At 74.8% G+C, this 13,516-nt stretch carries 13 protein-coding genes; 9 read left to right on the top strand and 4 right to left on the bottom strand.

Annotated elements, in window-relative coordinates; genetic code table 11:
* Nucleotides 1-40 precede the first annotated feature (40 nt).
* From CP973_RS12310 to CP973_RS12290, 5 genes are read left to right on the top strand one after another with little or no spacing between them, the layout of a single operon-like run.
* Nucleotides 41-1,636 carry a cobyric acid synthase gene (locus tag CP973_RS12310; protein WP_244409829.1) on the top strand — a complete coding sequence of 532 codons (1,596 nt, stop codon included), beginning with the start codon at nucleotides 41-43 and terminating at the stop codon, nucleotides 1,634-1,636.
* Nucleotides 1,636-3,765 carry a putative cobaltochelatase gene (locus CP973_RS12305; RefSeq protein ID WP_150240140.1) on the top strand — a complete coding sequence of 710 codons (2,130 nt, stop codon included), beginning with the start codon at nucleotides 1,636-1,638 and terminating at the stop codon, nucleotides 3,763-3,765. The genes CP973_RS12310 and CP973_RS12305 overlap by 1 nt, the downstream gene beginning before the upstream one ends.
* Nucleotides 3,765-4,364 carry a cob(I)yrinic acid a,c-diamide adenosyltransferase gene (cobO, locus tag CP973_RS12300; protein WP_150240138.1) on the top strand — a complete coding sequence of 200 codons (600 nt, stop codon included), beginning with the start codon at nucleotides 3,765-3,767 and terminating at the stop codon, nucleotides 4,362-4,364. The genes CP973_RS12305 and cobO overlap by 1 nt, the downstream gene beginning before the upstream one ends.
* Before the next feature lie 55 nt (nucleotides 4,365-4,419).
* A complete protein-coding gene (locus CP973_RS12295; RefSeq protein ID WP_150240136.1) occupies nucleotides 4,420-5,811 on the top strand; it encodes a cobyrinic acid a,c-diamide synthase CobB in 1,392 nt (463 codons plus the stop codon).
* Nucleotides 5,804-6,445: a VOC family protein gene (locus CP973_RS12290; protein ID WP_150240134.1), complete on the top strand. Its 642-nt coding sequence runs from the start codon at nucleotides 5,804-5,806 to the stop codon at nucleotides 6,443-6,445. The genes CP973_RS12295 and CP973_RS12290 overlap by 8 nt, the downstream gene beginning before the upstream one ends.
* 43 nt (nucleotides 6,446-6,488) lie before the next feature.
* On the opposite strand, the gene CP973_RS12285 is transcribed toward CP973_RS12290, so the two are convergent.
* Nucleotides 6,489-7,214, bottom strand: coding sequence for a ZIP family metal transporter (locus CP973_RS12285; protein WP_150240132.1), 726 nt, complete (start codon nucleotides 7,212-7,214; stop codon nucleotides 6,489-6,491).
* A 92-nt stretch (nucleotides 7,215-7,306) separates the two neighbouring features.
* Here CP973_RS12285 and CP973_RS12280 point away from each other — a divergent pair, with 92 nt between their 5' ends.
* A complete protein-coding gene (locus CP973_RS12280; protein ID WP_150240130.1) occupies nucleotides 7,307-7,744 on the top strand; it encodes a cobalamin biosynthesis protein in 438 nt (145 codons plus the stop codon).
* Nucleotides 7,741-8,844, top strand: a complete 1,104-nt coding sequence (gene cobC / locus CP973_RS12275; RefSeq protein WP_150240129.1) for an Rv2231c family histidinol phosphate aminotransferase CobC — start codon at nucleotides 7,741-7,743, stop codon at nucleotides 8,842-8,844. Before CP973_RS12280 ends, cobC begins: the two co-directional genes overlap by 4 nt.
* Before the next feature lie 8 nt (nucleotides 8,845-8,852).
* On the opposite strand, the gene CP973_RS12270 is transcribed toward cobC, so the two are convergent.
* Both CP973_RS12270 and CP973_RS12265 read right to left on the bottom strand, forming a co-directional pair.
* Nucleotides 8,853-9,599 carry an SDR family NAD(P)-dependent oxidoreductase gene (locus CP973_RS12270; RefSeq protein WP_150240127.1) on the bottom strand — a complete coding sequence of 249 codons (747 nt, stop codon included), beginning with the start codon at nucleotides 9,597-9,599 and terminating at the stop codon, nucleotides 8,853-8,855.
* 32 nt (nucleotides 9,600-9,631) lie between these two features.
* A complete protein-coding gene (locus CP973_RS12265; protein WP_150240126.1) occupies nucleotides 9,632-10,012 on the bottom strand; it encodes a hypothetical protein in 381 nt (126 codons plus the stop codon).
* Between the two features lie 147 nt (nucleotides 10,013-10,159).
* Here CP973_RS12265 and CP973_RS12260 point away from each other — a divergent pair, with 147 nt between their 5' ends.
* Both CP973_RS12260 and CP973_RS12255 read left to right on the top strand, forming a co-directional pair.
* A complete protein-coding gene (locus CP973_RS12260; RefSeq protein ID WP_150240124.1) occupies nucleotides 10,160-10,522 on the top strand; it encodes an ArsR/SmtB family transcription factor in 363 nt (120 codons plus the stop codon).
* 78 nt (nucleotides 10,523-10,600) lie between these two features.
* The gene (locus CP973_RS12255) at nucleotides 10,601-11,629 is read left to right on the top strand and encodes a bile acid:sodium symporter family protein (RefSeq protein ID WP_150240122.1); all 1,029 of its coding nucleotides are present in this window, start codon (nucleotides 10,601-10,603) and stop codon (nucleotides 11,627-11,629) included.
* Between the two features lie 353 nt (nucleotides 11,630-11,982).
* Here the strand turns inward: CP973_RS12255 and CP973_RS12250 are convergent, their stop codons facing one another.
* Nucleotides 11,983-13,074 carry an amidohydrolase family protein gene (locus CP973_RS12250; RefSeq protein ID WP_208853171.1) on the bottom strand — a complete coding sequence of 364 codons (1,092 nt, stop codon included), beginning with the start codon at nucleotides 13,072-13,074 and terminating at the stop codon, nucleotides 11,983-11,985.
* Nucleotides 13,075-13,516 lie beyond the last annotated feature (442 nt).

Here is a 13,516-nt window from a genome sequence, read left to right as displayed (position 1 = left end):
CGGCGAGGAGTGCCAGGTGAACGGTTCGGGTGGGGCGCCGCTGGGCGGCGGGCTGCTGGTGGCCGGCACCACGTCCGACGCGGGCAAGAGCGTGGTGACGGCGGGCATCTGCCGCTGGCTGGCCCGCAAGGGCGTCAAGGTGGCGCCGTTCAAGGCGCAGAACATGTCGCTGAACTCGTTCGTGACGCGCGAGGGCGCGGAGATCGGGCGGGCGCAGGCCATGCAGGCCGCGGCGGCGCGCGTCGAGCCGAGCGCGCTGATGAATCCCGTGCTGCTGAAGCCGGGCGGTGACCGCAGCAGCCAGGTCGTGCTGATGGGCAGGCCGGTGGGCGAGCTGAGCGCGCGCGGCTACCACGCGGGGCGCCAGGAGCGGCTGCTCGGCACGGTCACGGGCTGTCTCCAGGAGCTGCGCCGTACGCATGACGCGGTGATCTGCGAGGGCGCCGGCAGCCCCGCGGAGATCAACCTGCGGCGCACCGACATCGTGAACATGGGCATCGCGCGCGCCGCCAGGATTCCGGTCGTGGTGGTCGGCGACATCGACCGGGGCGGCGTGTTCGCCTCGTTCTTCGGCACCACGGCGCTGCTGTCCCGGGAGGACCAGGCGCTGGTCGCGGGCTATCTCGTCAACAAGTTCCGCGGCGATGTGACGCTGCTGGAACCCGGCCTGGAGATGCTGAAGGGGCTGAGCGGACGGCCCACCCTCGGGGTGCTGCCGTTCGCGCACGGCCTCGGCATCGACGAGGAGGACGGCCTCCGCGTCTCGCTGCGCGGCGCGGTCCGCGAGAGCGTCGTCGCGCCGCCGCACGGCGCGGACGTGCTGCGCGTCGCCGTGGCCGCCGTACCGCTGATGTCGAACTTCACGGACGTGGACGCGCTGGCCGCCGAACCGGGCGTCGTGGTCCGGTTCGTGGACCGCCCCGAGGAACTGGCCGACGCCGACCTCGTCGTCCTGCCCGGCACCCGCGGCACCGTCCGCGCGCTCCAGTGGCTGCGCGAGCGCGGCATCGCGGACGCGGTGCGGCGGCGGGCCGCGGAGGGCCGCCCGGTGCTCGGCATCTGCGGCGGCTTCCAGATGCTGGGCGAGCGCATCGAGGACGAGGTCGAGTCGAAGGCCGGGACCGTGGACGGGCTGGGGCTGCTGCCCGTACGCGTACGGTTCGCGGCCGAGAAGACGCTGGCCCGGCCGTCCGGCGAGGCGCTGGGCGAGCCGGTCGAGGGATACGAGATCCACCACGGCGTGGCGGAGATCGACGGCGGGGAGCCGTTCCTGGCAGGCTGCCGGTCCGGGGCCGTCTGGGGCACCCACTGGCACGGCTCCCTGGAGAGCGACGGTTTCCGGCGGGCGTTCCTGCGGCGGGTGGCCGCCGACGCGGGCCGCGCGTTCGTCCCGGCGCCGGACACCAGCTTCGCCGCGCTGCGCGAGGAGCAGCTCGACCGGCTGGGCGACCTGATCGAGGAGCACGCGGACACGGACGCGCTGCTGCGGCTGATCGAGGGCGGGGTCCCGGCCGGGCTGCCGTTCGTGCCGCCGGGGGCACCGCCGATACCGCCGCCGTCCCCCGCCCCGGCCGCGTCCGCCCCGGCCGCCGCCCCGCCCGCACACCGCACGTCCCTCGAAGGGGGTACTCCTTAATGGCATCGGTCCCTTACCCGTTCACCGCGGTCGTCGGCATGTCCGACATGCGGCTGAGCCTGCTGCTCAACGCCATCTCGCCGGCCATCGGCGGGGTGCTGGTCCGCGGCGAGAAGGGCACCGCGAAGTCCACGATCGTGCGCGGTCTGACGGCGCTGATGCCCGATGTGCCGGTGGTCACCGGCTGCCGGTTCTCCTGCGACCCCGCCGCGCCGGACCCCGCGTGCCCGGACGGCCCCCACGAGACGTACGGCGCCGAGGAGCGCCCGGCCCGCATGGTCGAGCTGCCGGTCGGCGCGTCCGAGGACCGCCTCGTCGGCGCGCTGGACATCGAACGGGCCCTGTCGGAGGGCGTGAAGGCGTTCGAGCCGGGCCTGCTGGCGGACGCGCACCGCGGCATCCTGTACGTGGACGAGGTCAACCTGCTCCACGACCACCTCGTGGACCTGCTGCTGGACGCCGCCGCCATGGGCGCCTCGTACGTGGAGCGCGAAGGCGTCTCCGTACGGCACGCCGCGCGCTTCCTGCTCGTCGGCACCATGAACCCCGAAGAGGGCGAACTGCGCCCGCAGTTGCTCGACCGCTTCGGGCTGACCGTGGAGGTCGCCGCGTCCCGCGAGCCGGACCAGCGGGTCGAGGTCGTCCGGCGCCGCCTGGCCTACGACGCGGACCCGGAGGGCTTCGCCGCGCGCTGGGCCGCCGAGGAGGGCGAGCTGCGGGAGCGGATCGCCGCCGCGCGGGCCCTGCTGCCGGACGTGGTCCTCGGGGACGCGGTGCTGCGGCAGATCGCCGCCGTGTGTGCCGCGTTCGAGGTGGACGGCATGCGCGCGGACATCGTGATGGCGCGTACCGCCAGTGCGCTGGCGGCCTGGGCGGGCCGTACGGAGGTCCGCGAGGAGGACGTACGGCAGGCCGCCCTGCTGGCGCTCCCCCACCGGCGCCGCCGCAACCCCTTCGACGCACCGGGCTTGGACGAGGACAAACTCGACCAGGTCCTGGAGGAGTTCGGCGCGGACGACGACCCGGAGCCGGACCCGGAACCGGACGGCGGCCCCGAGGACGACCCCGACGGGCCGGGCGGCGGACAGCCGCCGCAGGACGGCGACGGTGACGGCGGCTCGGACGGCCCGCAGGGCCAGGACGCGCAGGCCCCGCATGACCAGCCCGCGCACGACCAGCCGCAGCTGCCCGAACAGCCCCAGTCCCCGGACCCTGCCCCCGCCGACCCGAAAGCACAGTCCGAAGGCACGGAGAACGAGGCCCCCGGAGGCGGCGAGAAGGCCGCCGTCGCCGCGGGCGACCCGTTCCGTACCCGGCGCCTCGACGTGCCGGGCCTCGGCGAGGGCGCGGACGGCCGCCGTTCCCGTGCCCGTACGGCGCACGGCCGGACCACCGGCGCCCGCCGCCCGCAGGGCACCCTGACCAAGCTGCACCTCGCCGCGACCGTGCAGGCCGCGGCGCCGCACCAGGTCGCTCGCGGGCGCAGCGGCCCCGGGCTGGTCGTCCGCCGCGACGATCTGCGGGAGGCGGTGCGCGAGGGCCGCGAGGGCAACCTCGTGCTGTTCGTGGTGGACGCGTCGGGTTCGATGGCGGCGCGCAAGCGGATGGGCGCGGTCAAGGGCGCGGTGCTGTCGCTGCTGCTCGACGCGTACCAGCGGCGCGACAAGATCGGCATGATCACCTTCCGCGGCTCCGAGGCCGAACTGGCGCTGCCGCCCACCTCGTCGGTCGAGGCGGGCGCGGCCCGGCTGGGGTCGCTGCCCACCGGCGGCCGGACGCCGCTGGCCGCGGGCCTGCTCAAGGCCCATGAGGTGCTGCGCGTGGAGCGCCTGCGGGACGCCTCGCGCCGGCCACTGCTGGTGGTCGTCACCGACGGGCGGTCCACGGGCGGTCCCGACCCGCTGGTGCGCACCTCCCGCGCGGCGCGGCTGCTGGGCGCCGAGGGCGTCGCCTCGGTGGTCGTGGACTGCGAGGCGGGCCCCGTACGGCTGGGGCTGGCCCGCGAGCTGGCCCGGGACCTCCAGGGCACCGCCGTCACCCTCGACGAGCTGCGCGCGGACAGCGTCTCCGCGCTCGTCCGCGACGTCCGCGGACAGGGCACCAACCACACCACCCGGAGGGCCGCGTAATGCCACAGGGAAAGCCGTCCGTCGTACCGGACGACGGGCTCACCACACGCCAGCGCCGCAACCGGCCGCTGGTCCTCGTCCACACCGGCCCCGGCAAGGGCAAGTCCACCGCCGCCTTCGGGCTGGCGCTGCGGGCCTGGAACCAGGGCTGGCCGGTCGGGGTGTTCCAGTTCGTGAAGTCGGCGAAGTGGAAGGTGGGCGAGGAGCGCGCGCTGCGGGTGCTGGGCGGCACCGGCGAGGGCGGCACGGTCGCCTGGCACAAGATGGGCGAGGGCTGGTCGTGGGTGCAGCGCGACTCCCAGTTCAGCAACGAGGAGGCGGCCCGCGAGGGCTGGGAGCAGGTCAAACGGGACCTGGCCGCCGAGACGTACAAGCTGTACGTGCTGGACGAGTTCGCGTACCCGATGCACTGGGGATGGGTGGACCCCGCCGAGGTGGTCTCCGTCCTGCGGGACCGGCCGGGCACCCAGCACGTCGTGATCACCGGGCGCAACGCTCCCCAGGAGCTGTGCGACCACGCCGACCTGGTGACCGAGATGACCAAGGTCAAGCACCCGATGGACGCGGGCCAGAAGGGCCAGCGGGGCATCGAGTGGTGACGGTGCCACCGGGCACCGCGGCAACGGGAACAGCAGGACCAGGAGCAACCGGACCGTGAGCACCATCCCCCGGCTCGTCATCGCCGCGCCCGCCTCGGGCACCGGCAAGACGACCGTCGCCACCGGCCTGATGGCGGCCTTCACCGAGGCCGGGCTCACGGTCTCCGCGCACAAGGTGGGTCCCGACTACATCGACCCGGGCTACCACGCCCTGGCGACCGGCCGCCCCGGCCGCAACCTGGACGCGTACCTCTGCGGTCCCGACCAGGTGGAGCCGCTGTTCCTGCACGGGTCGGCCGGCGCCGACCTGGCGGTGGTCGAGGGCGTGATGGGCCTGTACGACGGCGCCTCCGGGCTCGGCGAACTGGCCTCCACCGCGCAGGTCGCCAAGCTGCTGCGGGCGCCGGTGGTGCTGGTCGTGGACGCCTCGGCGCAGTCCCGGTCGGTGGCGGCGCTGGTGCACGGCTTCGCGTCCTGGGACCCGGGGGTGCGGCTGGCCGGGGTGATCCTGAACAAGGTCGGCTCGGACCGGCACGAGGAGCTGCTGCGCGCGGCGCTGGACGAGGCGGGCGTGCCGGTGCTGGGCGCGCTGCGCCGGGCGCCGCAGGTGCGGACGCCGTCGCGGCACCTGGGCCTGGTCCCGGTCGCCGAGCGGCAGGCGGAGGCGGTGGATTCGGTACGGGCGCAGGCCGCGCAGGTACGGGAGGGCTGCGACCTCAAGGCGCTGCTGGCGCTGGCGCACAGCGCGCCGGAACTGCCGGGCGAGGCCTGGGACCCGGCGCGGGCCGTGGCACAGGGCGGCGCGGAAAGCGTGACCGGCAAGCCGGTGGTGGCCGTCGCGGGCGGCGCCGCGTTCACGTTCTCGTATGCGGAGCACGCCGAGCTGCTGACGGCCGCCGGGGCGGAGGTGGCCGTGTTCGACCCGCTGCGGGACGAGCGGCTGCCCGCCGGGACGCAGGCCCTGGTGATCGGCGGCGGCTTCCCCGAGATGTACGCGGCCGAGCTGTCGGCCAACGAGCCGCTGCGCCGGGCCGTGGTGCGGCTGGCGGCCTCCGGGGCACCGGTCGTCGCCGAATGCGCGGGACTGCTCTACCTGTCGCGGTCCCTCGACGGGGCGCCGATGTGCGGAGTCCTGCCCGCCGACGCGCGGATGTCGGAGCGGCTCACGCTGGGCTACCGGGAGGCGGTGGCGCTGACCGACAACGCCCTTGCGGTGGCGGGTACGCGGGTGCGTGGCCACGAGTTCCACCGTACGGTGCTGGAACCGGGCGCGGGCACGTCCCCCGCCTGGGGCATGACCCATCCCGCACGCCGGGTGGAGGGCCATGTGCAGGACGGGGTGCACGCCTCGTACCTGCACGTCCACTGGGCGGCCGAGCCGTCGCTGGCCCACCGCCTGGCGGCGGGCGCCGCTGCCCGCCCGCCGTTGGAGGCCTCCCGTGGCTGACGCCGTACTGGACCACCTGGTCCTCGCCACCCCCGACCTGGAGAGCACCGCCGCCGAGGTCGCCGCGCTGACCGGCGTCCGGCCGGTGCCGGGCGGCGGACACCCCGGGCGGGGCACCCGCAACGCCCTGCTGGGGCTGGGCGACGGCGCCTACCTGGAGATCATCGGGCCGGACCCCGCGCAGCCGGGCCCCGAGGCGCCGCGCTGGTTCGGCATCGACTCCCTGACCGGGCCCCGCCTGGCCCACTGGGCGGTCCGGGTACGCGGCATAGCCGGACACGTCGCGCGGGCCCGCGCGCTGGGCTACGACCCGGGCGAGCCGGTGGCGATGTGCCGCCGGACCCCGGACGGCGGCACGCTCTCGTGGACGCTGACGCCGCCGCGCGCGGGCGGGCTGGTGCCGTTCCTGCTGGACTGGGGCGACGCCCCGCACCCGGCCGCCGGGCAGGACCTGCCGGTCGTACCGCTGCGGGCGTTCTCCGGCACGCACCCGGACCCGGCGACGATCCGCGCCGAGCTGGCCGCGCTGGGGGCCGCGCTCACCGTCGAAGCGGGCGACGACCCCGGGCTGACGGCCGTACTGGAAGGGCGCAACGGCCCGGTCTCCATAGGCGCGGGAGCCGGCACGCCATGACCACCCTGCCCGGTGCCGCTCCGGCCCGGCACCCCCTGCCGGGTCACCCCGCGATGCCGACCACCAGCCAGATGAACCCCACCCCCGCCACGGTGCACAGCAGCGTGGACAGCGCGGGATGGTCGTGATGCGCCTCCGGGAGGATGTCGGAGGTCGCCAGGTAGAGCAGCACCCCACCGAAGAAGCCCAGGTACACCCCGAGCCATTGCTCCGGAAGAGTGAACGCCAGGGTGGCGGCGGCACCGGCCAGCGGGGCGAGCGCGTCCGCGCCGAGCATGAGCAGCGCCCGGTTGCGGGCGTTCCCGTACAGGCTGGTGATCGTGTACGTGTTGAAGCCGTCCGCGAAGTCGTGGGCGATGACGGCGAGCGCCACCGCCACCGCCATCTCGCGGCCCACCTGGTACGCCAGGCCTATCGCGAAGCCGTCCATGAAGCTGTGCACCACCATGGCACTGGCGGCCGTCAGGCCCACCTGTGGCACCCGTTCCCCGGGGTCCATGCCGTGGGCGGCCTTGCGGACCGCCAGCAGCCGTTCGACCGCGTGCGTGGCGAGGAAGCCGAGCACGAAGCACAGCAAGGCGGCCGGCACCCCGAACACCTCACCGCCCGCCGCCTCCAGCGCCTCGGGCAGCAGGTCGAGCCCGACCACGCCCAGCATCAGGCCCCCGGCCAGGCCCAGGACCAGGTGCCTGCGGTCGGTGACGCGGTGCGCGATCCAGCCGCCGAGCAGCGTCATCAGGAACGCGCCCAGCGCGATGGCCACCGGCACGGTCTCACCCCTTCCCCGGGGTTCCGGCACCCCTCACTCCTGCTTACCGACCGGCCGCGCGTCCCGCATGTCCGGCGCCCGGGGCGGTCGCGGTGAACGCGGCACCGGTCGTCGTCGGCGTCGGCGCCCGCCGGGGCGTCCCGGCCGCCGAGGTACTGACGCTCATCACCGGCAGCCTCGCCGCGGCGGGCCTGTCACCGGACGCGGTCACCGCACTCGCGACCGTGGACACCAAGGCGGCGGAGCCCGGGCTGGCCGAGGCGGCGCGGCGGCTCGGCGTCCCGCTGCTGACGTACCCGGCCGCGGTCCTGGCCGCCGTATCCGTACCACACCCGTCCCACGCGCCGCTGGCCGCCGCCGGCACGCCGAGCGTCGCGGAGGCCGCCGCGCTGACCGCGGCGGGCGCCGGGCCCGGCCCGGCCGCGGCCGAACTCGTCGTCGGCAAGCGCAAGTCGCTGCCCGGGGCCCGGGCCACCTGCGCCGTGGCCAGGGCCCGCACCACACCCCACCGCACCGAGGAGAGACCGTGACCACCCCGCCGTCCGCCGCGCACGCCGGCATACCCGGTTCCCGCCCGTACGAGCCGGACCTGCGCCACCACGGCGACGCCGAGGTACGGGGTGCCGACGCCGCCCTGACCGACCTCGCGGTCAACGTGCGCACCGGTACGCCGCCGGCCTGGCTCAAGGCGCGGATCGCCGCCTCCCTGGACGGGCTGGCCGCCTACCCGGACGGCGGCCCGGCGCGCGCGGCGGTGGCGGCGCGGCACGGGCTTCCCCCGGAGCGGGTGCTGCTGACGGCCGGCGCGGCGGAGGCGTTCGTCCTGATCGCCCGTGCGGTACGGGCCCGGCGCCCGGCCGTCGTCCACCCCCAGTTCACCGAGCCCGAGGCCGCGCTGCGCGACGCAGGCCACCAGGTGGAACGGGTGCTCCTCACCGAACGGAACGGCTTTTGTCTGAACGCCTCCGAAGTTCCCGAGGCCGCCGACCTCGTCATCATCGGCAACCCGACCAACCCCACCTCCGTCCTGCATCCCGCCGAGGAGATCGCGCGGCTGGCCCGCCCCGGCCGCACCCTGGTCGTGGACGAGGCGTTCATGGACGCCGTCCCCGGCGAACACGCGTCACTGGCGTCCCGTACGGACCTGCCGGGACTCGTCGTCCTGCGCAGCCTCACCAAGACCTGGGGCCTGGCTGGCCTGCGGATCGGCTACGTCCTGGCCGCCCCGGAGATCATCGCGGACCTGGAGCGGGCGCAGCCGCTGTGGCCGGTCTCGGCGCCCGCGCTCGCCGCGGCCGAAGCGTGCTCCGAGCCCGCGGCGCTGGCCGAGGCGGCGGAAGCGGCCCGGCGGATCGCGGCGGACCGGGACCACCTGCTGGCCCGCCTGGCGGAGGTACGCGCCCCCGACGGCCGAGAGATCCAGGTGACCACACCGGCCGAGGGTCCCTTCGTCCTCGTCCGGCTCCCGGACGCCGCGGCCGTCCGCACCCGGCTGCGCACGCTCGGCTTCGCGGTACGGCGCGGCGACACGTTCCCGGGCCTGGGCCCGGAGTGGCTGCGGCTGGCCGTACGGGACCGGGCGACCACCGACCGCTTCACCGAGGCCCTGGCGAAGGCGCTGGCGGGCTGACGCCGGGGTCAGCGCATCAGCGCGCCGCCGTTGACGTCGTACGTGGCGCCGGTGACGAAGGTCTCCGCCGAAGCCAGGAAGACGGCGACGCGGGCGACCTCCTGCGGCGTGGCGATCCGGCCGAGCGGCACCTGCGCGGTCAGACCGGCCAGCGCCTCGGGCCCGACGGAGCGGACCATCGGCGTGTCGATCATCGCGGGCGCCACGGTGTTGACGGTGATGCCGTCGGCGGCCAGCTCGGCGGCGAAGACCCGGCCCAGCGCGATCAGCCCGGCCTTGGACGTCCCGTACGCGGCGCCGGTGGGGCGGGGCGTCTGCCCGGCGATCGAGGCCATGTTCACGATCCGCCCGTAGCCGCGCCCGCGCATGTCCGCGGCGACGGCCCTGGTGAGGAAGAAGACGGCACGCAGGTTGACCTCGAAGACCTCGTCCCACTCCGCGGGGGTGATCTCCCACAGGGACCTGGCGAGCGGCCGGGCCGCGTTGTTGACCAGCACGTCCACGGGGCGCCAGGCGCGGACCGCGCGGTAGGCGGCCTCGGTGGCGGTGAGGCCGCGCAGGTCGGCGTGGACCGGCAGGACGCGTCCGCCGTCCGGGTCGAGGGCGGTGGCCAGTGCGCGGTTGGCCGTGACGTCGAGGTCGAGGGCCGCCACGTACGCGCCTTCGGCGTGGAAGGCGCGGACGAGGGCGGCGCCGAGCCCCTGGGCGCTGCCGGTGATCAGTACGGTGCGGCCGGCGAGACCGGTGTCCAGCACGGGGTGCCTCCTTTCCGGTAGGTGGGCACGGGTCACTCGGCACCGAAGAACAGCGGGCGGCCCACCCTGGCCTCGATGCGCAGATAGCGCCACAGCCGTACGCCGCCGTCACCCGCCTCCGTGTCGCGCACGATGCCGCAGACCCGGGACACGGTGTCCAGGTCGGGAACGTCGGCGAGGATGTACGAGGTCCAGGGCCAGGCGGTGGACGCGCCGACCATGAGCCGGTCGTCGTCGAGGGTGCCGAGCACGCGGACGCCGAAGCGGTCGGCGAGCCGGTCGAAGGCGGGCGGGACGGCGGCGGCGACGGCGGCCCGTTCCTCGTCGCCGGCGTTGAAGAACTCCTGGGTGACGCCGATGCAGAAGAGGGTGCGCAGCGGGGCGCCGGGGGTGTTCGGTGCGGTGGTGGACATGGCGGGACCTCGTATCGGACGGCGCGGGAGGGCGCGGCGCAGGCACGCGGCGACTTGCTTCCCGAAAACAGTTAGAGGATCGTCGAAGCATTGATCGATGATCCGGACCGTATCACTCACTTAGAAGGCCTTCTAAACATGCCTCCGATGGAGACCGCCCGCAGCACGCCCCCCATCGCCGGTCCCCCGGCCGACCCCGATCAGCCGGACGCGTCCGCCATCCGGCTCGGCCCGCTCCTCCAGGCGTTCGGCGATCCGCTGCGGCAGCACATCGTGCGGCGGCTCGCCGAGCACGGCGAGGCGGGGTGCGGCGACATCGACCTGCCCGTCACCCGGGCCACCGGCTCGTACCACTTCCGCGTCCTGCGGCAGGCGGGCTGGACCCACACCCGCCGGATCGGCCGGGAGCGCTACATCTCGCTGCGCCGCGAGGACCTGGAAGCGCGGTTTCCGGGGCTGCTGGCAGCACTGCTCAAAGCGGCGGAGGCGGACGAGTCGGCCGCCACCTGACACGACCGGACCCCCGCCCGCCGTCCACCATCCGAAACCCGATGTCCGGTACACGCAGTCCGGCGCTAAGGTGCCGCCGTGCCCACCGAACAGCTCAGCCAGCGCCCCGCCCCCACCGGCGACCTGCCCGCCTCCGACCGCGCGGCGCGGCGGGCCGTCACCGTCTTCCCGCTGCTGGTGATCGCGGCCGGGGCGGTCGGCCTGCTGTGGCCCGCGCCGTTCACCGGCTGGGCACCCGCCGTCCCCTGGCTGCTCGGCATCGTGATGTTCTCGATGGGCCTGACCCTGACGCCACCGGACTTCACGGCGGTAGCCAAGCGCCCCTGGGCGGTGGGCCTGGGCCTGGTCGCCCACTACGTGATCATGCCCGGCCTGGGCTGGCTGATCGCCACCGCCCTCCACCTGCCCCCGCAGCTCGCGGCCGGCGTCATCCTGGTCGGCTGCGCCCCCAGCGGCACCGCCTCCAACGTCGTGACGTACCTGGCCCGCGGCGACGTGGCCCTCTCGGTCTCGGTGGCGACGGTCTCCACCGTCCTCGCCCCCCTGATCACCCCACCGCTGACCCTCCTGCTCGCCGGTCAGTTCCTGGACGTGGACGCCGGCGTCATGGTGACCGACATCCTCAAAACGGTGCTGCTGCCGGTACTGGGCGGCCTCCTGGTCCGGCTCGTGGCGGGCCGCCGGATCAGCCGGGCGCTCCCCACCCTGCCGTGGCTGTCCGCACTGACCATCGCGGTCATCGTCCTGATCGTCGTGTCCGGCAGCGCCGCCCGCATCAAGGACGCGGCGGCCCTGGTGATCCTCGCGGTGGTCCTGCACAACGGCCTCGGCCTGGCCCTCGGTTACGCGGCCGGCCGCCTGGCCCGCCTGGGCAAACCGGCCGGCCGGGCGATGGCCTTCGAGGTGGGCATGCAGAACTCCGGCCTGGCGGCCTCCCTGGCCACCGCCCACTTCAGCCCCGCGGCGGCGCTCCCGGCAGCGGTCTTCTCCGTATGGCACAACATCTCGGGCGCGGCGGTGGCCGCTTGGATGGCCCGCGGCGAGCGCTCGAACGCACGCCACGGCCAACAGGGGCAGGCGTCCCCCACCCACACCGCCGCGGACTGACACGTACAAGAGGGCTCGGGCCCGCCCCCGTACCGGCAGCCGCCCACCCGCAGCCCGACGCGGAACCGGCCCTCCAGACTCCGCCCTACGGCCCACCCCCTCCCGCCGCACAGCGACCAACGACCAACGGGGGCAGGCGTCCCCCCACCCACCCACACCGCCGCAGCCGACCACGTACGGAAGGGCCCGGCACCGCAGGACGAAGTCCGGAGGGGCCGGGCCCGCGCCACCAACATCGAAGCGCCGCCACGGGCGGAAACCGGCACCACCAACACCGACGCGCCGCCACAGGCGGAAACCGGCACCACCAACATCGACGCGCCGCCACAGGCGGAAACCGGCGGATACGGGCCTCAGCCCACCACCCGCCCCCGCAACACCACCCGCCGGGGCGCCCCCAACACCCGTACGTCCGCACGCGGATCCCCGTCGTACACGACCAGGTCCGCCGGGGCACCTTCCTCCAGCCCCGGCCGTCCCAGCCACCGCCGCGCCCCCCACGTCGTGGCGGCGAGCGCGTCCACCGGCGGGATGCCCGCCTTGGTCAGCTCGGCGACCTCCTGAGCGATCAGGCCGTGCGCGAGCGACCCGCCGGCGTCGGTGCCGGCGAAGATGGGCACCCCGGCGTCGTACGCGGCGCGTACCGTGTCGTAACGGCGCTCGTGCAGGCTTCTCATATGGCTCGCCCAGGCGGGGAACTTCTTCTCACCCCCGGCCGCCAGCGTGGGGAACGTGGCGATGTTCACCAGCGTCGGCACGATCGCCACGCCCCGCTCGGCGAAGAGCGGAATCGTCTCCTCCGTGAGGCCGGTGGCGTGTTCGATGCAGTCGATGCCCGCCTCGACCAGCGGGGCGAGGGTCTCCTCGGCGAAGCAGTGGGCGGTGACCCGGGCCCCGAGCCGGTGTGCCTCCGCGATGGCCGCCTCGACGGCGCCGCGCGGCCAGCAGGCGCCCAGGTCACCGGTCTCGCGGTCGATCCAGTCGCCGACCAGTTTGACCCAGCCGTCGCCGCGCCGGGCCTCCCGCGCGACGTAGGCGACGAGGTCCTCGGGCTCGATCTCGTGGGCGTAGTTGCGGATGTAGCGGCGCGTGCGGGCGATGTGCCGGCCGGCGCGGATGATGCGCGGCAGGTCCTCGCGGTCGTCGATCCAGCGGGTGTCGGACGGCGATCCGGCGTCCCTGAGCAGCAGCGTGCCCGCCTCCCGCTCGGTCAGCGCCTGCTTCTCGCTGGTCGCCTCGTCCACCGGCCCGTGCGCGTCGAGCCCCACATGGCAGTGGGCGTCGACCAGTCCCGGCAGCGCCCAGCCCCGTACGGTCGTCACCTCCCGCGCGCCCACGGGCCGCTCGTACGTCACCCGGCCGTCGACGACCCAGAGTTCGTCGCGCACGTCGTCCGGCCCGGCCAGGACCCTCCCCTTGATGTGCAGCACCACGCTCTCACTCATGGCCGCACTGTATGACGCGCCCTACGCCGGACGGCACCGGGTCCGCGAGCCCGGCCGGCGCGCGCGGGCCGCCATTCGGCCCACCTTTGTGTCGGACGTTGTCCGCAGGGCGGCGCGCGGTGGCCGCCGATTCACTTGGGACCCATCCGCCGATCCCCGTCACGTAAACACCGTGGACGCCCCGGCTTTTCTTGCGGTACACCTTTTACCGGCGAATTCCCAATTCATAAGTGCGCAGCTTCCCGTATTCTTCTGCCCGCTTTTTCGCAGCTCAAACGCCAAGATTTCGCTAGCGCCGGAGCGAATAATTCCAACCGGTCGCCAGGACGTTACGGAGCTGTGACCGACCACACAAGCTGTCCACTTCACCCCACATTTTCCGGGCAAACCCGGACATCGCGCGGGCGCCTCGCGCGCTCGTGCGCCCCCGCGCGATAACACA

The organism is Streptomyces albofaciens JCM 4342, from assembly GCF_008634025.1.
GTDB lineage: Bacteria > Actinomycetota > Actinomycetes > Streptomycetales > Streptomycetaceae > Streptomyces > Streptomyces albofaciens.
Note: the sequence above shows the minus strand (reverse complement) of the source record. Positions and strands in the feature narration are given on the sequence as shown.